Genomic DNA, 18,056 nt, shown 5'->3' on the forward strand with positions numbered 1-18,056 from the left:
ATTCTCGTCGCCGCCCTCAGGACAACGTGAGCCGGAGCGACGCGGGCCTACAGAGGAGCTTGTCGCCAAGCGAGATGGCGAGGCCTGCAGTTCGCGGCTGCGGGACGGGATGAACTTAGGCGATATGAGATTGAGAGTATCGATTGATCCGCGGCTCACGGAAGCGCATTTTCGCATTAAGCTTGCATGTCTCAGGCGTCGATAATCGATGGAACAGATGATGATGGCGATGTTTTCACTGGCCGGCCGTGCGCACGCCCGTAGCGACGATTGGATGAAAATCTCTCCCAATTTGGTGCGATCAAAGACTCGTCGGTTCGCTTTCTGTGAAGGGCGGTGCGAATGTTGATGTTCTCTTTCCTTTTGCGTACGCTACCAAAGTTAGCAATTGGTCAGGATCAAAGACGCGTGTCACTGACAGGTTGATGAACGTCGGACCAATCAAACGTTAGCTGCAGGTGTTCGGACATGGAGCATCAACCACAATTGGTTCTCACCGGCGGCGCTGATCGATGCGCAGACTTGTCGCCTGCGGAAAAGCTGTGCGCTTCCTCCAACGAGCGTCCGGCTGGCTGAGAGAGGACTCATTGTTGGTCGCTGTTGCCGGAGCCGGGATTATGGGCGTGTCGCTCGCGCTTCATTTCGCCGCGAACGAAATGACGGTATTGTTGTTTGATGGTACTGTCCCCGGCTCTGGAGCGACTGCAAAAAGTTTCGCGTGCCTAAACTAAGTGATGATTGCAATATCACCGCGCGAAAGTCGAGCGCCGGGGACTGCGCTTCGCGTCTCCAGCAAGATGGGGTTACGAGCAGGCTGCAGCCTGTGCCGGTCGCGGCTGGCAAAACGAGCCGCGCACAAAAGGCGTCCTGCGATCCGGAGTAGCTCCGGCGGCTGTTATCGAGCTGGAGGACGAGGTCGATAAGGTTCGCGTCTGCGAGGCAAACGGCGCCTTGGCGCGCACTCCTCGGCGGGCGCGTAGCTGGCTAACTTCAATCAAGATGACCTTTCGGTATGGATTTATCACGCGGCATGGCTCGGTTGCGTTTTGGCTTCGCTTTGGTTCACATCTTTGTCGAAAACGAAGACTCGGGGTCTCATCCGAAAGGCCGGCCTTGCGGCTTCGCTCCTTGCCGCGCCACAGCATGCCGGTGGCAAGGCCCATCATCTCCACTTTGATAGTGCTATGCGACAACACCCATCCAAGTTTGGCCTTTGTCACGGAAGATTTCCTCGTATTTTTCACCCTCGAGGATTTCCTGCGCATAGTGGTTATATGGCGGCGGAATTCGTCTCAGGCTGGGAGGTGGTTATGCAGTACGACCGAATAGACGCCCGCATTCTCGAGATCGTGCAAAAGAATAACCGTCTGACTTCAGATGTGATCGGCGAGATGGCCGGGCTTTCTGCTACCGCGTGCCAACGACGGTTGAAGAGACTCCGCTCGGAGGGCATCATCCAGGCCGACGTGTCGGTTGTATCGCCGAGGGCGGTCGGGCGACCTATTCAAGTACTTGCGCTGGTGACCTTGGAGCGCGAAAGCGCCGATATCATCGATAAGTTCAAAAAAGCCATCAAATCATCGATCGACGTCGTCAACGGCTTTTACGTCACGGGCGATGCCGACTTCGTCCTGTACATTACCGCGCGGTCCATGGAGGAGTATGAGGAGTTCACACGGCGCTTCTTCTACGAAAATCGCGATATCAAGGGCTTCAAGAGCATGGTCATATTGGATCGCGTAAAGGCCGGATTTGCCGTTCCGGTTGAGCTTCCCCCAGACGATTGACTGCACCGATAAGGGCGATCGTCTCGCGCCCGCAATTGAGGTTTTGACCTGACCGTTCCAGCCCGGTCATGCGGCAATGCCGTGGACGCAATCATCGCACAGCTAGACTAACGGCAAGATACAAAAAGAAAATATGTAGTGCGTTGAGTCCGACCATTAGCGGGCACGCTGGACAAGGCCGGCGAGTAATCTCACGCTCAGAATTGTGATTGTAGCCTAGGCCAGCGCGAACCAATCCCTCTGTTTACCAGATCCCCAAATAGCCAATTTGCGGCGCACGCGCGTCTGTCCTGCCCGTGAGAATTCCCATTTAATCTCGTCGAGTCCTTAGGATTTCCTCGGCGCTACGCAGTTCGTGTCCTCGCAACGAATCCAGAACGCGCCGAGCGCGACGAGGTCGAAGTTCGGCTCGACGGTACCTTCTTCAAAGCGGTCACACCACAGGAGCTGGCCGCGCCAGATTATAAAATGACTGCAGCATCCTCCGTCTCGCCAAACCGACGGATAGAGGGTTGGCTTGTCGGCCGCATATCTGGTCTCCAAGACTTTTCCTACGCGTGGATCGAGATTGACGACGAGCGCTTCGCCGCATCCGTCGGGACAGCGTATCAGGACCGAGCGCAGCGCGCCTCGCTGAATGACCACCACATCGCCCGGAGCGGCAAGGCATCTTTTCTCGCTCATGCGGTATTCCGCAAAACCGAGCAGGTTCGCCCTCCTCGCAACCATGCTCATGTCTTCCTCGCCGCGTCTGGATCGCTCGCAGCGGATGATCACGCCGCACCCGCGCCTACAGATCAAACGTAGCTAAATAGCTCGCGCGTTCGATTGTCACCACCGCGCACGCATCTCCGTATCTCATCGGGGTCAATGAATCGTGGGCGCTGGTCGGCGGCCAGCGCCGTTTCCTACGGCCATGCTAGTGGTCCGCGGAGCCCGCAGTGATGATCGGCGACCAAATAGAAGCACGATTCATAGTAACGGCGCCTGTAATATGGCTATACAGCTGCGGGCCCGCATTTCCGCCGGGGCAACCCACAGTGGCCCCTTACATTTCGCTATATCTGTATTAGCGGGAACCGAACCGCGGCCGCCACCTTAAATAAGGCGCAGACGCCGTCCCTTGACGACGCACTGGGTACGGCTGGTCTCTTCCAGCTTTCGCATTGCATTTTTGACATGAAAGTTGACGGTGTTGTCGCTCACTTTCAGGATGACTCCGATGGCCCAGGATGACTTCCCCTCCTCGACCCATCGTAAGCACTGTCTTTCCCGCGCCGACGAAACAATCTCTTTCACATCGGCCATGAGTTTCTCCTGGAGCAGAGAGGACGTGGAATGAGATCAGCAAACGCCATACCAGTCAGTGGCATCGCAAACTCTCGGGGAGATTTCCGGTTCACTTGTCCGGAGACTGCCACCCAACTGCAGCCCTATCGACGGGATTGCGACATATGTCGAAAACGCAACAGCAGTAACTACGACAACCGGAGCAGTCGATATTTGCTCAACGTCTGTGTGAGCTGGATATCACTTTTTGGCGAGACGTCCTCCCGCAAGGGGTGAATGCTCTGTGAAGGCGCCGTAACACCCGGCTTGCGAGCCGAGATCCTTCATTTGCACCAAAGCTTTCCTTTCCAGCGTGTCGCTCGGATCCACCCATCACAACGGCCCGGCGTTCGGCGTCCATCCTGAGGCGATCATGCAAGCTTTTACGTCCCAATCACCTACCAACGCTGGTCATTGATCGGCAGCACAGCAAAAAGGTATGAGCAGTGCGGTTTGCGCCAATCGACCGCCGGCTAACAGGAACTTCTGTATGAAGTATCAACCACAATCCGCTCGGCCCAACGCCGGTCATCAATGCACTCGGCCGTCGCCTGTCGAAATGCTTCGTGCCCAGGTCTGCTCGAATGGCGAGCTCTCATTTCTGATGGAGGCGCATGACGGCCTGTCCGCCACAATCGCCGAGAGCTCAGGATTCAAGGGTCTCTGGGCGTCCGGTCTGTCGATTGCCTGTTCCCTAGGTTACCGCGAGGCGAACGAAGCATCGTGGAGCCAGCTTGTCGGGGCCGTTGAGCGGATCGTTGATTCGAGCCAACTTCCTGTCCTGGTTGACGGCGACGAGGCTTCGGGAATTTCAACAATGCTCGCCTGTTGGCGCGCAAGCTCCTCCAGCGCGGCGCTGCCGGCGTCGCACTGGAGGACAGCTGTTTTCCGAAGATGAACTCGTTTGTTGGGGATCGGCATCCCCCTCGCCGATATCGACGACTCAGAATCAAATATGTCGAGTCGACTGTTTTTGACCGCACCGGAAGCGCCTATTCTTTGTGGCTGGCGCGCGACGCTCTTCTCTCCGGCGACTGCTTTCTTCTCGAGGGCGACGTCTTTTTCGAAGAGGATGCGTTGCGATATTTGATTATCTGCCGGGAGACTGACGTGGCTGCAGTCGTTCCCTTCGATGATTCCATGGAAGGATCAGCCGTTCTGTTGTCTTAGAACGGCTTCATCTCAGGCTTTCGAATGAAGCAAACGGCGTCAAATCTTGTTGCGGATGGCCCAAAGCTATTCAAGACGATGAACCTATTACGTCTCTCGGCGCCGACACTCAAGGCAACGATCGTTCCGACCCTGGACGATATCATCGCTGCCGGGGCTAGGCAGACCTACACCGAAGAACTTTTGGGTTATCTGATAGAGAGACGAGGTTTACAGCTCGCCGCGGCGCGATGCGATGGCCTCAACTGGTACGAAATTGATAATGCTGAGGATTTGCAAATTGCCGAGCGCATTTTCAGGAACCGAATGAACGCCTACACGCCGACACGTGATTTGCAGACTAGGTGAGAGTCCAATGCTAAAATACCTTTGGGATCCAGCGAACGCCATAACAATCACAGGTCTCCTCTTTTCCTCCACCAGCCTATTTCTTGCTCTCTCTGAGCGCCTCGAGCTATCTGTGGCAGTAGCGCTTTGGGCTGTTCTATCGGACCACCTCGATGGTTTTGTGGCAGGTCGTACGAAGGGTCGCGATCCAGATGTTGCAAAGATGGGAGCGAGCCTCGACGGGTTTGCCGATATTGTCTATGGAGCCGTTCTGCCTGCGGTAATTGTGGTACAAGTCAGCCAAGCCTCGCCGCTCGCCCTTGCGACCGCAACGATGCTACTGGTCGCCGGTGCAATAAGACTTAGCTACTTTGCGAACTTTGGCCGGTCGTGCGATGGGTGCTTCTTAGGCGTTCCGTTGTCTTACGACGTGCCGTTCCTGGCGCTCTTATTTCTTCTCAAGCCTCTCATTCCTGCTGAAGCATTTTCTGACGTCGTGAGCATTGGCTTCTTGCTGCTCGCCATGGCGCATGTCGCGCCTGTTCGTGTGCCACCACTCAGCGCAATAATGTATGCGGCAATAAGCATCTTCGCAGTCGCATCATCGGTGGCTTTGGCTAGTCGGTCCCTTTGATTGCGGATGGCAGTATGATCCAGCGAGTGAGCTGCTGCGTGTTGCAGGCTTTCCCCACCGCGCAGGTCGCGTGATGACGTGTAGTCTCGCCAATCGCAATGTGCGCGCACCAGTCCTATTGCCGGGCAAATTTACACGCGAATCGGCGCTCCCCGATGGTTGTTCGCCGTGAGCTAGTCGAGAGAATGCGATCGTTCTCGAATTTTAGTCGTCCCTGAAACGTTTCAGCTAGTCTCAAACATGAACAGCACTGCACAATTCAACGTACCGCTTAGGTCGAGCGACGTCTCCGACCTCATCAACCGATTCCCCGGCGGCTATTGGAAATATGATATCAAGGACTTTGTCCTTCTGGTGAATCCTTATTTTCCACCGCAAGCGTTCCTTGATGAACTTAAGGACGCTCTACCGCGGCTTATCACCTGCTATCCCTCTCCTAATGTGCAGATGCTTCAGCTTCTTGCGGATGCGGTGAAGATTCCGGCGCATAATCTTGTCATTTGCAATGGCGTGGCTGAACTGATTCCCATCCTTCTTGGTCGACTGGGTATGAGGATTGCGGTCCCGGTCCCAACCTTCAATCCCTATGAAACCACCGCCTTGCCCGGGCGGTTGTCTCGCTTCATCCTGCCACCGCCAGATTTTGAACTCGATGTGCACGGCTATGCAGCGTTTGCGCGTGCAAATGGTGTCGACGGCGCGGTCGTGATATCGCCGAATAATCCAACTTCGCGGGCCGTTCCCTATGCGGATTTGCTATATCTCGCTTCCGCGCTTCGAGATCAACAGCGGCTCCTATTGATCGATGAGTCATTCATCGAGTTTAGTGAAGTCGGACGAAGTGCGAGCCTGGAAAATCACTTGCTCGAATTTCCCAATGTGATCGTTCTCAAAAGCCTGGGAAAGATTTACGGGACATGCGGTTTGCGGCTCGGGTATGCGGCATCGTCAAATCCACAGACGATGAACGAAATTAGAGCTGCCCTGCCCGCGTGGAATGTCAACACGTTTGCGGAGTTTTTTCTAAGCAAGCTTCCTCACATGGCGCACGCGGCGAAGCAGAGCTGGATGAGGGTAGGCAGCGATAGGGACAAATTGTACGCAGACCTGCGCAGCATCGACGGAATGAGGGTTCTGAAGCCAGATGCAAATTTCGTGTTCTGCGAACTCCCGCCCCATTTTCCCGATGGGGACGTGATCGCCTCAAAACTTTTGAAAGATGGACGGATATTGATCAGGCACAATGGCGGCAAGACGCTTCAGAATGGCAAACGATTCTTGCGCATCGCAAGCCGCACTGAAGACGACAATAGGCTTTTGGTGGAAGCACTGAAAGTCATTTCTGATTAGCGCAACTTACCGAGCCTTCGAATTCGCCGGGACAGCTCCCCCAGACTCTCTTTGCCACCGCGCGAAAGGCACAGCCCGCGCGGAGCGGGGGCCCCTCATATACGAGCTGTTACAGCGTTGGTTAGCGAGTCGCGATCTGAAGATGGACGCACTTCATTCGCGGAATTTCGGATCGGCCCTCAACGAATTCGACGACTGATAGTGGCGGTTGGCGAGTTGAAAATCCACCCGGCACATGTCGTAGGAAGCGAGACGCTCCTTCGATCTCCATTCGCCGATCCGATGGCTTGCAACACTCCGCATATGGCCGGCTTTCCGAGCCGCATCCGCAGAGTTCGTTGTCCTTGCACTCGCGCAGCCGGTAGTAGGCCTGCACCAGGGGATCGGCACCGGTCAGTCCATATTGCTTTCCCGGCCAACGATCGAAAACTTCGAGGTACAGATGGCGCGCTGCCCAGGCGCTGTAGAGATCGAGCAGTGTTCTCAGATCGCCGCCGTCGAACCACGCTCCATCATTTGGGGAGAAGGCGCAGATCGATCCGTCTCGGAAGTTGGTGTGTCGCGGTCCGATCCAACTACACGAACCAGCAGCTGCCCAAAATCCCCATGCTCGGGGACCTACTTCTGATCGGTATGGAAGAGCGACAAGAAACGTGGCTTCCCGCTCCAAGCCCGGGATGATCGAGCTTCTTGCAAGGAGCCACATTCCGTCGTCGTCTGGAAAGGTCCGAAGCGAGGGGTACGCTTCGGTAACGCATTTTAACTGGCCCTCGTACGCGGCGCGGAGCACGTCGCGGCTGACCCGTGGTGGGGGACTGGCCGACCGTGGTCCACTGGCTGTCCCTTTCCGTCGGGTGGGCCTTTCCCGTGATCGGGCTGCGGATCTTGTCTTTCCTTGTCGTTCATTGCCGAACTCCTTCGCTGAGGCTGTTACGGAGGCTTCCAGGGCGATTAGCCCGTGATTACGCACTCGAAGCGGGCGGTGCTCGTCCAGAGCGGCCCCGATTTGCTGCAACACGGATCGAGCCTCCCCCTCCGGAGCCAAGGCGGCTTCACCTGGTAGCGGAAATGTGCGAATCTGTGTCACGCGCACACGCTGGGCCCAAAGCCCCTGGTGTGTCAAGGCGTGTCATTCGCACGGAACAAGATGCCCCCAACTGACGAAAAGCTAGTCCAAGCCATAAAAAAGAAGCGGGAGGCAGACGGGCTCAGCATCCGCGCCCTGTCAGCAGCGATAGGGGTAAGTTTTTCTACGTTAGCCCGCATCGAACGTGGAGAGGGACAGCCGGACAACAACTCAAAAATCCGGCTTCTGCAGTGGCTCGGTGCAGAGGCAGAAGAAGCGGGACTCAGCTTCGATAGTGTAGCTTTCGTGCACTTCCGTGCAGGCAAGAACATTCAGTCTTCGACCGTGCACACGTTGCTAACGGCTGCCGAGCGTTTAGTTCAATCAATTGGACGCCCCAGCAATTCGAGAGGACAGGAAGCTATCGAGGACAACTCCCCTACCAATAGTGATTCGCTGTCAAAGGAAGATCTTGAGCGAGCTGCAGCGAAGTTCAGAGCGGACTTGGGTTTGTCGCAAAATGAGGCGCTAGACAGTCTTCGCGTCGAAGTTGACGGCGTCAGGGTTATTCCAGTCGGAAAGGCAGACTGTTTGGAAGCCCGAACCATAAGCCAGTTGAGGGGCAAAGCCGGCGACGAATGGTCCGCAATGAGCGTGCCGCTTGATCCTGATCACGAGAATTGGGCGGTGCTCTTGAACGATACCCACACCGTGGAGCGTCAGCGGGTTACGCTATTGGAGGAGTTCTGGCACATCTTGCTCGGGCACAAACTCACTAAGATTGCCAGGATCGCTGACGCTTACGGACGCACCTATGACAAGGCCGAGGAACATGACGCATACTATCTCGCCTCGGCGACGCTCCTACCGAAAGCAGCCATTGTTGCTGCCGTGAGTAAGAAGCGCTCTTCGGAGCAGATCGCTGCAGCATTCGGGACATCCTCTGAGCTGGTCGACTACAGAATCAAGCGGCTCGGACTTTGGCGGGAACACGTGGGCAAGCAGATCAGACTCTCCTCAGTCTGAATGCTGCTGACCTTGCCCCCAAGTTTTATCCAGTCCTGAGTTCGCTCTGGCAGTTGGGTCTGCCCTTTTGGGCGGTGGTAGCGACGGGAGCTGGCGCGGAGCCCTCGGCATAGCGCAGCGCCAGGTCCCGGCGCGGGTTGCAGGTGATGGCGAACTCGGACGGCGTCTTCCATCCGAGCCCCGAGTGTGGTCGTGCATCGTTGTAGTCGGCGCGCCAGCATCCGAGTGCGACGCGAGCCTGGGCCAGCGAGGTGAACAGCGTCTCGTTCAACAATTCATCCCGTAGCCGGCCGTTGAAGCTCTCGATGAAGGCATTCTGCATGGGCTTGCCCGGCGCGATGTAGTGCCAGGGAACGCGGCTCCGATCGGCCCATGTCAGGATGACGTTGCTGGTGAGCTCGCTGCCCTTGTCGCTGACCACCATCTTCGGCTTGCCACGCTCGGCCATCAGCCGGTACAGTTCCCGTGCCACTCGGGTGCCCGACCACGGTCAAGATACGGAAGCGGCGGCCGTCGGTCAGCTGATCCGACACGAAGTCGAGCGACCAGCGATCGTTGGGAGCCATCGGCACCATCATCGGTGCCCTGGTCCCGATCGCCCGCTTGCGGCCGCCGCGGCGGCGCACTGCAAGCTTCTCCTCCCGGTAAAGCCGGAAGAGCTTCTTATGGTTGATCAGATAGCCCTCCCGCTTGAGCAGAACGTGCAGGCGCCGATAGCCGAAGCGGCGGCGCTCCTGGGCGATCGCTTTCATGCGCTGGCGAAGGCTGGCATCGTCCGCCCGGGCTGTCTGATATCTCATGGTCATGCGGCAACAGCCGATGGCTTTACACGCCCGCCGTTCGCTCATCCCGTAGAGGTCCACGAGGTGGGCGACAGCTTTCCGCTTTCCGGCGGGCGTCACCATTTCTTTCCCAACAGGTCCTTCAAGGCCGCATTGTCCAGCATGGCGTCGGCCAAAAGTCGCTTTAGCCGCGTGTTCTCATCCTCCAGCGTCTTCAGCCGCTTGGCCTCCGAGACCTCCATCCCGCCGAACTTGGCCTTCCATTTGTAGATGCTGGCGTCGCTGACGCCATGCTTGCGGCACAGATCGGCGACCGACACGCCGGCCTCATGCTCCTTCAAAATCCCATGATCTGCTCTTCCGAAAAGCGACTGCGCAATGCTCTGGTCCTTATGTGGGCCAGAGCGAACTTCAAACTGGATTAAGCCCGTGGGGCAAGGTCAAAGCTGATCTCCAGTGTCGTCAATCTCACACACCTTTAAGCCCTCAAAAAGTATTCGTACCTCTGTGTGTACGCGCTGCCTGATCTCGTGGATGCACTTGTAGTGCTCATCGATGCTCTGTTTAGTCGCGAGGCGAAACTTTTCGTGCAGTTTGGCTAAGGACGACGACCGGCCAAAGATCCTATCCGCAGACCGTCAAGAACTACTTGACCCCAAATCGGGGACTAGGCCTGCGGTATCCGTAGCCCTCAGCGTAACGCTAGGACTCCAGATGATGCCGTTATGTGCTTAGTCAGATGCACATCGCTGAAGGTCTTTTAAAATCGACGCCGGCAATTCGGTTTTTTCGTCAATACAAGCGCCTTCAAAGTTTGCTCTGTCAACATTGATCGCATTCATGAAGCGCGCCTTCGTCAGCTTGGTTTGCGCGAAATTGACTTCAGCAACGTCAACGCCGGAAAAGTCTGCTTCGATCAGTCTCGCCTTGTAGAAATGAGCCTTCTTGCCCTTCAAATCGCAATTTGCCGTATTGCCCAGGTTCGCGTTCTTGAAAAGGGCTCGAGATAGATCGGTTTCGTAAAAACGAGCTCCGGCGAGACAGGATTCTATGAACGATGCGCCTCCCATGGCGACATGATCAAATCCCGCGTCTTTGAGCGTAGCGCTCGCGAAGTTAACGGTGTAATCTTGGCGGGTATTCTCATAATCGTCGGGATTCGCAATTTTCTTCTCCCACTCGGTACCATATGCCTCCCAGTCGGCCATGTAGGAACCGTCAAATTTCGCACCTGTGAGATCTAAGCCGCTAAAGTTAGCTCCGTAGAGTCTTGCGCCCTGAAAGTTTGCTACGACGAACGCTTTAGTGTCTCTTAGCCTGAAGTCTCCGCCTACTAAGTAAGATTTGCGCAAATCGACATCTATCTGGTGGTTTAGATTGAGATTGGCTAGGATGCTGATCGCTGATTGTGCATCTCCTTGAATAGGATGATCGATCGGATTTCCACTTTGGCTAGCATCGCCAATACTCATGATGAATCCGATTGCGGCACGAATGGCTGGAATCAAATATCTATTTCTTCCATCACTAGCCTGCTTTGATTCTGCAATCTGCTCGATCGCATACAAAGCAGCTATGCGGGTACTTACGGATTTTTCCTTCAAGAGCCCAGACGCGGCAATAAACTGCTGATTGATGAACTGATCGCGCGCCTGTCGTTGCTGTTCGAAGAATTGGTCTGTCTGCGTCTTGAACTGAGCCCGAGATAAGTCGATTGCTTCCCTGTCTTTGTAGAAGGTCCAGGCGAACGTGGCTATCAGTACGATAGCACCGAGTGCTTGACCTATGGTCTTACGATAGTTGTCCGTAACATCGGCTTTGTCTTTGGTGTCTGTGATGCCGAAGCGATTGACTATACACGGTGGCACAAACCACCAGACTATATAAGCTGCGAGTAAACCGACGAGTGGCACGATGATCCAACTAGTTGACTCCATTTGTCGCTCCCAATTCAATGAGGGATTCGCCGCGAGCCTTCCTGGCAACGTTCGCTCCCCCGACCCGGTTGAAAGAGGAGCGTTTCAAAGCTCGAAGAGGTTACTAGCTTGCCGGTCACGTCCCTCTTTGATGACCTAAGTCAACAATTATGCATCGCGGAGGAAGGATGAATTCGCTGAAATCAATCCATTATAATATTTAGTTCATTCACGGAGGAAACGCAATCGCAGGTAGTTTGCTGTTGTATTTCTCTCAGGTCCCAACCCTGCAGCGCACCGATCGCCCAACTGCCGAGCGCAAAGCGCCGATGGAAGGTATTGGGCCGCAAAGAATCGCAAGGCCGCTGACGAATTCGCATTTCAACTCAGGACGAAATTGGATGCGGATATATTGCGGCGATCTTACAGTGAGATGGTGGGCACTTGAATGATGCGGGCATCACAATGGTGACCGGGCGGAAGTTCTACAGGATTTTCCTGAGCCATTCTGGCCAGCGATTCGTGTCGCCAAGGTCGGTAGCATCTACGAGGTTGATACCGCGAAAGTTGCTAATCAAAGACGATCGATTTTCAACTAACTCTCCAACCGCATCTTTTTGGTGAGACCATCCGCTCGATGCATCGGAAATCGTCCCAGACTTGCCGCAGCCGCCTGGCAGAACGATCCCTACTTCACGCTCGTCTGTGATTTCCTGGGCGAAGTCCGCGAGGTATCGTAGGCCTCGCGCTACGGCTCGCGCAGTTGCTGAATGGTGAGGGCATAGGAACTCTTGCGGTTGAATCCCATACTAACACGACCGGCCTTGCAGAGCGCAGAAGGCCCCCGGTCGGCTGTTGGACTTGCGGATCATTAGTTAGGATCGCCGATCTCGCAGACTTGAGTGGCGCACATCATTTCCTGCTTAATGCAAATCCACCAAGCGCCGAACTGCTTCCGGTCGGGTAAAGAGCGGATTTTTGCTTGGCGAGGCGGGGCTCATTTTTCCCCGCCACGCCAGTTGCGAACTAGGCTAGGCGCGCGCAATGTTCGCGGCGCGGCCGCCCGCCGGTGCCGGAGGCGAGATATATTGCCGTTCGATGTTATTGCCCTCGGTACACTTGTCGTTGTCGTGATAGACGTTCCGCGCATTGGGCTTCTTTGAATGAAATGGTGATACCTTCGACATAAACCGGCCCTTCCCGATGGATGGTATTTATTCGCACAGGATAGCAAACATGTGGGTTTGATTTGATGCAGTAACCCCGCGGTCAGCGCATAAATTTCGCGCTCCATCGAATTTTTCGACGAATTCCACCATCAATCACGGATCGAGATACGCAACGCGACTATCCCCCTTGATGAGCTTTGCGGATCGACGCTCATTTCATGTGAGGTTGCTGGGACGAGCTACGACGTCAGCAGCATCAAGATAAACGGCCTCGCCGACCTGCACACGACGAAGATACTGCCGGTATGTGCCGCTGCTGGTCTCGTATATCTTCTCAACCGTACCAGGCAGGTCCTCTCCATTATGGATAAAGACCTCTGCGAGGGGGCGACCGGTCATCGTTGCCGACCGCGAGAGGCCCAGAAGACTGAGCACTGTCGGCGCAAAATCGCAAATGCTCGAGGGGATTTGCGAGGCGAAGCCGCCTTTGATCAGCGGTCCCGCCAAAATGCCGACCGACGACATCTCCTTGGCATGCAGCCCGCCGTGCACTCCGAAGCCGACAGGCCCATCCGCACTCCAAGTGCGGCCGTTAAGGCCAAATGGATCGAGTCTATCATCCGACCGGAACGAGAACAGGATGTCCGCCGATCGGGCATGGTCGGCGAACACCAAATGGCGGGCAAAGCTGCCCGGTGCAATGCCATCGACCGTGCCGCCCGCGGTGAACACCGGCCCACACCAGGGCCTTTCGATCATCGCCCCGACCGCGCGGCGGATAACGTTTTCCGATGGCACGGCGAGGTAAATTGCTCCGACCTGCCCAGGTATGACGATGGCATCGATCCCGGCTGCCGGTGTCGGGCCGCAGCGCAGCCCCGCAGCCTCCAGCGTCTCGATTAGATCGGCCTGCGCATGGACCGTCACGTGTCCATGATCGGAGGCGGCGATCAGGTGCACGCCTTGGGACAAGCCCTCAGCCTCCCACCAATCGAGCACGCGGCCGAACTGCCGATCGACAAAGCTGATTGCTTCAAGCGTCTTTGGCGCGCCAGTCCCACAATCGTGCGAGGAGATATCGGGCTCACTGAAGGAGAGGATTGCAACGTCGGGCCGAAGCCGAGGCCAGATGACGTCGAGAAATGCTGAGGTCAGAAAGGCTTGAGAGGCAAGATCTGGGGTGCCCGTGGGCGGGGGCGCCGGCGTCGGCCCCAGCAGAGTCTCCACTTCTCTGAGCATCTCGGCCGAAGTCGCGATGCAAGGGAAGTGACCGGAGAGCGTCACTTGGCCGAACTTTCGAGCCTTATGGTTCAGCAGGCGCGTTGCCCCCGCCGAGTTGGAAGCCAGGACCGCGAAGGTCCTGCCGTTCGCCGCTAAAATCTCGCCAAGTGACGGCACACCTAGTAGATGGCCGCCGCTCGCGGCATCAAGATCCTCGATCATGCGCGCGTCACTCGTGTCGATGAAGCGCGGAATCGGCGACTGCTGGTCGAGATATGAGTTTCCAACGATGCCGTGGCGATCCGGCGTCGCGCCAGTGACGAGGCTCGTGAGCGCGATTCGTGTTTCGCTGGGATAGACGGTGCGCTGCCGGGCCAGCACCGCACCGCGGCGCTGAAGCCTGACCAGATTCGGCGTTAGTGATGGCTTGACGAGATCGGGTCGAAGCCCATCGAACAGCACGATGAGAACCCGATTCCGGTGCGGTCGTTCGAACATGATCGTAAAGCTTTCGTTTAGCTGGGAGGTAGCGGATCGGGAGCGCCCAGGACTTGGCTGACGCGCCAGCGCCATCGACTTGGAACCGACAATGATTGCTAGCGCTGGCGCAATGCGGGCACGGAGCTCCCGGCTATGCTGACCAACGCCCGGCCAGCGTGTCGACGGGTCCCGAGCCGGGATTAGCCGCTCGCGAGCGCCAGCAGCTCTCCTCAGCCGTAGTCTGGGCCGAGTTGGATTGGACTCCAGCTGCAGTGTCAGCAGTTTGGTCTGAACATGGTCGCCTGATGCACGTCTCCGGGCGCAGCGCAAACCCTCGTAATTCATCACAGGCCCCGAGGGCCGCCGAGCCCCGGCGGGACGTTAGGCAGGACATCGAACAAGCCGAGGGTAGCCTTGGCCTCGCAAGCAACATTGGCAAATGCCGCGCCCAACCGAACCTGCTCGCTGCCGTAGCCGATCCTGATCTGGTCGCCATCGCAATTGAGCCAGGAATCGTCGCTGATGTGGGCCGTTTCGCGTGGCGGCTTGATTCCAGCGATGCATCTCGTGTGCTTGGGAGGAATTCCGCAGCTGTGAAGCTTGCAGACACAGGTCGGCGTGTTGAAAATTGATATGCCTGATATGCCTGATTAACGGTGATCGCATCGACGCCTGGTGGGCGCCGCTGGGCCGCACGATTTGCGGGCTTTGCTCTCGAAGGGAGGGACCCGTTGAGCCATTCTGCCAATAGTGACAAGTTTGAAAGCCTGCAAGTCGTCAAAGGACACTTGAGGGTTTCTACTCGCCCTCAAACGAGCTAACCACTTTGGTTATCGTTTTTTGAAATGAAATGATCTAATAACACGATGCTAGTTGCGATCTCTTCTTACGTATCTTGCAGTCGCGCCATGAAGCGCAACGTTTAATTTTCAGCCGGTCTTGCGTTCGACCCCTCGCATCGGCACTGGCAAGCATGCTGGCGTATGGTCGCCGTTTGGCATCAGTGATGCGCGCGCATCAGTGAGCGCGGCTTGTCAAGTGGCGGAACCGCAAGACGAGGAGCGCCGCATAGATGGTCGTTCCTATCGATAAGCCAATCCATATGCCAATGACGCCCAGACCGAACTTCAGACCGAGGCAATAGCTGAGGGAAAAGCCGATCAGCCACCAAGCGATGGCCGCAAACAGAAGCGGCACCCGCGTGTCCTTCAGTCCGCGCAGGCCGCCTGCCGCAATGCACTGGGCGGCGTCAGTGATAGAGAGGGTTGCGCCGACGATGAGGAGCTTTGCAGCAAGACCGATCGTCTCGGAATCGCGGGCCGATCGGCCCAGGAACAGCTCGACGATCTCAAAACGCCCGCCGATCAGCGCGAGGGTTAGCATTGCAGCTATGACAATACCGATCAGCATCGCGGCCAGATTTGCCCGTTTGACGCCTGCACTGTCGTGGCGGCCGGCTGCATGGCCAACGCGCACGGCTGCGGCTGTGCCAACGCCGAGATAAATCATGAACAGGATCGCGGCGATCTGAACAACGATCTGATGAGCGACCAGTGCACTGGTGCTGATCAAGCCCGCCAGCAGCGACGTGGCCCAAAATAGTCCCGACTCGATCAATGACGCGATGGAGATCGGCGTTCCAATTGCGATGAGCTGCCGCATTGCGCGCCAATCGAAACGCCAGAGTTGCGCAAGCACATAGTAGTCACGGAACGGCTGGCGCAGTGCAGCGAACCACAAACCGGCCAAAAACATGCCGCAGTTCACCAGCGTGGTCGCAAGCCCTGCCCCGAACAGCTCCAGCCGGGGCAGCCCAAGCTTTCCATAGGTCAGCATATAGACCAGCAAGGCATTGAGGGGGATGGCTGATAGCGTAATCCAGAAGACAGGCTGTGGCCGATGGACCGCCCCCATGAAACTGCGGATAGCCAAAAACGCCAGTGCCGGAGCCGCGCTGAAGCCTAATCCGAAGAGGTATTGCTGGGCGAGCCGCGCCACATCTGGAGCCTGACCTAACGCAAGCAGTATTTGCTCTGCTCGCAGCGCCACCGCAATGATCGGGAACGACAGGACCAGGGCCGTCCATAAGCCCATGCGCAGCGTACGCCGTACCGCGGCAAGATTATTCGCCCCAAACGCCTGCGCTGCCAAAGGCGCGATGGCACTTAATAGGCCCACGCCGAAGGTGAGGCTGATGACATAAAACCGGCCTGCCAACGCTGCCGCGGCGAGCGCCTCAGTGCTGATGCGCCCGACGAAGGCAAGATCGGTCGTCATCATTGCGATCTGCCCAACCTGCGTCAGCACCATTGGCCACGCGAGTTTCGCGGTTTCGCTGAGCTCGACAGCGAAACGATGGAGGGCCGTCCGTGCATTCACTTCCGATCGCGAGATTAATAACGGCCTTGTCTTGGTTATCTTGTCCATAATCATGCCGCCGTTTGCGTCGGCGAACGACGTGCCGCCTCATTCACGGGTCGCTTCCTGACCGGAATTCGCGGTCAGCCCGCATGCAGGCTCACAGGCAGCCTTGTGCGGCCGCACGTTTGGACGCGAAAACGGATCACGGTTTGGACGCTGGGTTTCGACCATCGCGGCCTCGATTTTCGCATGCGATAAGCGCCAAGGAGAGGCTGCAGATGCCGCCGCGGACTTGGCCAATCGCCGCAATCGCGCAACGGTGACGGCGTGCATCGGGCTCGAGCGAGGTCGATCAGAGGTAAAGTCATAGGCGAGCCACTGCGTTGATGCGAAGATTGGAGTACGCGAGCTCGGCCCGATCCACGCCATGAACTGAGAGCCATCATCCCGTAAGCCATACCTGCACTCCTGAGCAATCGATGAGATTCTCCCCTTCAAAGCACATGCCAACTGCGACAGCTTGATTATAGATGCTTGCTCGTCCAATCGGACTCTCGCGGGATCGGCAGCGTGTCGCAAATAGGACAATCGGCATTGCACGCTCGAGCCGGTGAGGGCGGCGATGCGACAACACGATGAGTGGCGATTTCATCGGTTATGAAGATGTGGGATTATGAACATCTGGCGGGATGATTCGACTCGAGCTCTGTACACTCTCGCCTGCTCGCGACTGAATCACAAACATCGACATGTAGTCACATATCAAGAGCTGCGCGGCCTCGATCCTAGGCTTGGCACATTGGAGAATGAAGTGCTCTCGGCATTGGGTCACGAGGCAGGAAGCCATAGACGTCAATGGTGACTTTCCGTCCCGTGGCCTTGCGCGCGTTTGTCCAGTTCGTCCACAGCGGACACATTCCGCTCGGCGGCTGCAGCCCTTTCTTCCATCTGTTTTGGTGAGGGCATGCGCCAGCTTGCAGGTCTATCGCGCGAGAACATAACAGGGACAGCTAGTCGACTCCCCGAGCGGCAGTTTTGTGGGCGGCGAGCGGCTCGGCCCAGACAAGCAGTGCGATCCGAGCTGCGAGGGCACATGAACGTGGCGAATCCGAAGGCTGCATATGGACTACAGTGATTTGCCCCCTTTGTTGGCCTTACCCGGCAAGGTTTCCGTTTGAAAAGCGACGATGTGCGCTAGCCGGTCTCGGGTAGCGCCGGTATTGTTGTGCTTTCATCGAATCTTTGCGTGCGCATGTGAGCTTTCAGCTGTCCATGCTGAAGATACTTGCCGGGCAACCGAGCGGCCGAGCCAGTCTTGAACTCGTCAAACAGCACTTAGCCATTTTTACACCAGCGGGCCCGATTGGCAGGAGCGCATGAAGCGCATCGCGAGCCGCAGGCCGAACCTCGATATCTTCAGACAAAAGCTCGTCGACCG

Annotated in this window: 10 protein-coding genes and 2 pseudogenes; 6 read left to right on the forward strand and 6 right to left on the reverse strand. The window is 56.8% G+C overall.

Annotated elements, in window-relative coordinates:
• Window positions 1–512: 512 nt before the first annotated feature.
• Together HZZ13_RS37660 and HZZ13_RS23485 are read left to right on the forward strand one after the other, a co-directional pair.
• The gene (locus tag HZZ13_RS37660) at window positions 513–731 is read left to right on the forward strand and encodes an FAD-dependent oxidoreductase (protein ID WP_376707075.1); all 219 of its coding nucleotides are present in this window, start codon (window positions 513–515) and stop codon (window positions 729–731) included.
• A gap of 579 nt (window positions 732–1,310) precedes the next feature.
• Window positions 1,311–1,787: an Lrp/AsnC family transcriptional regulator gene (locus HZZ13_RS23485; RefSeq protein ID WP_197961887.1), complete on the forward strand. Its 477-nt coding sequence runs from the start codon at window positions 1,311–1,313 to the stop codon at window positions 1,785–1,787.
• Window positions 1,788–2,114: 327 nt separating this feature from the next.
• Here the strand turns inward: HZZ13_RS23485 and HZZ13_RS23490 are convergent, their stop codons facing one another.
• Window positions 2,115–2,522, reverse strand: coding sequence for a ubiquitination-like system serine protease family protein (locus tag HZZ13_RS23490; protein ID WP_197961888.1), 408 nt, complete (start codon window positions 2,520–2,522; stop codon window positions 2,115–2,117).
• Between the two features lie 363 nt (window positions 2,523–2,885).
• Window positions 2,886–3,095, reverse strand: a complete 210-nt coding sequence (locus HZZ13_RS23495) for a helix-turn-helix domain-containing protein (protein WP_197961889.1) — start codon at window positions 3,093–3,095, stop codon at window positions 2,886–2,888.
• Between the two features lie 580 nt (window positions 3,096–3,675).
• Here HZZ13_RS23495 and HZZ13_RS37665 point away from each other — a divergent pair.
• The 4 genes and pseudogenes from HZZ13_RS37665 to HZZ13_RS23520 all read left to right on the forward strand — a co-directional run bounded on the left by HZZ13_RS37665 (window position 3,676) and on the right by HZZ13_RS23520 (window position 8,689).
• A pseudogene (locus HZZ13_RS37665) lies at window positions 3,676–4,634 on the forward strand (isocitrate lyase/phosphoenolpyruvate mutase family protein).
• Window positions 4,635–4,641: 7 nt separating this feature from the next.
• Entirely contained in the window at window positions 4,642–5,247 is a 606-nt protein-coding gene (locus HZZ13_RS23510) for a CDP-alcohol phosphatidyltransferase family protein (RefSeq protein ID WP_197961890.1), read from the forward strand.
• A gap of 240 nt (window positions 5,248–5,487) precedes the next feature.
• Window positions 5,488–6,597 carry a pyridoxal phosphate-dependent aminotransferase gene (locus HZZ13_RS23515; RefSeq protein ID WP_197961891.1) on the forward strand — a complete coding sequence of 370 codons (1,110 nt, stop codon included), beginning with the start codon at window positions 5,488–5,490 and terminating at the stop codon, window positions 6,595–6,597.
• A gap of 1,147 nt (window positions 6,598–7,744) precedes the next feature.
• Window positions 7,745–8,689, forward strand: a complete 945-nt coding sequence (locus HZZ13_RS23520; protein WP_197961892.1) for an XRE family transcriptional regulator — start codon at window positions 7,745–7,747, stop codon at window positions 8,687–8,689.
• Between the two features lie 25 nt (window positions 8,690–8,714).
• Here the strand turns inward: HZZ13_RS23520 and HZZ13_RS23525 are convergent.
• The 4 genes and pseudogenes from HZZ13_RS23525 to HZZ13_RS23540 all read right to left on the reverse strand — a co-directional run.
• A pseudogene (locus HZZ13_RS23525) lies at window positions 8,715–9,820 on the reverse strand (IS3 family transposase); the annotation flags it as partial.
• A gap of 382 nt (window positions 9,821–10,202) precedes the next feature.
• Window positions 10,203–11,408: a pentapeptide repeat-containing protein gene (locus HZZ13_RS23530; RefSeq protein WP_197961893.1), complete on the reverse strand. Its 1,206-nt coding sequence runs from the start codon at window positions 11,406–11,408 to the stop codon at window positions 10,203–10,205.
• A gap of 1,364 nt (window positions 11,409–12,772) precedes the next feature.
• Window positions 12,773–14,275, reverse strand: a complete 1,503-nt coding sequence (locus HZZ13_RS23535) for an alkaline phosphatase family protein (RefSeq protein WP_246504535.1) — start codon at window positions 14,273–14,275, stop codon at window positions 12,773–12,775.
• 999 nt (window positions 14,276–15,274) lie between these two features.
• A complete protein-coding gene (locus HZZ13_RS23540; protein ID WP_197961895.1) occupies window positions 15,275–16,690 on the reverse strand; it encodes an MATE family efflux transporter in 1,416 nt (471 codons plus the stop codon).
• Window positions 16,691–18,056: the final 1,366 nt, after the last annotated feature.

Origin of the sequence: Bradyrhizobium agreste, assembly GCF_016031625.1 — a bacterium.
GTDB classification, from domain to species: domain Bacteria; phylum Pseudomonadota; class Alphaproteobacteria; order Rhizobiales; family Xanthobacteraceae; genus Bradyrhizobium; species Bradyrhizobium agreste.

Coding starts and splice junctions, on each gene's coding strand:
- HZZ13_RS23540 (WP_197961895.1), bottom strand. CDS start 16,690: ATGATTATGGACAAGATAACCAAGACAAGGCCGTTATTAATCTCGCGA.
- HZZ13_RS23495 (WP_197961889.1), bottom strand. CDS start 3,095: ATGGCCGATGTGAAAGAGATTGTTTCGTCGGCGCGGGAAAGACAGTGC.
- HZZ13_RS23510 (WP_197961890.1), top strand. CDS start 4,642: ATGCTAAAATACCTTTGGGATCCAGCGAACGCCATAACAATCACAGGT.
- HZZ13_RS23485 (WP_197961887.1), top strand. CDS start 1,311: ATGCAGTACGACCGAATAGACGCCCGCATTCTCGAGATCGTGCAAAAG.
- HZZ13_RS23515 (WP_197961891.1), top strand. CDS start 5,488: ATGAACAGCACTGCACAATTCAACGTACCGCTTAGGTCGAGCGACGTC.
- HZZ13_RS23520 (WP_197961892.1), top strand. CDS start 7,745: ATGCCCCCAACTGACGAAAAGCTAGTCCAAGCCATAAAAAAGAAGCGG.
- HZZ13_RS37660 (WP_376707075.1), top strand. CDS start 513: ATGCGCAGACTTGTCGCCTGCGGAAAAGCTGTGCGCTTCCTCCAACGA.
- HZZ13_RS23530 (WP_197961893.1), bottom strand. CDS start 11,408: ATGGAGTCAACTAGTTGGATCATCGTGCCACTCGTCGGTTTACTCGCA.
- HZZ13_RS23490 (WP_197961888.1), bottom strand. CDS start 2,522: ATGAGCATGGTTGCGAGGAGGGCGAACCTGCTCGGTTTTGCGGAATAC.
- HZZ13_RS23535 (WP_246504535.1), bottom strand. CDS start 14,275: ATGTTCGAACGACCGCACCGGAATCGGGTTCTCATCGTGCTGTTCGAT.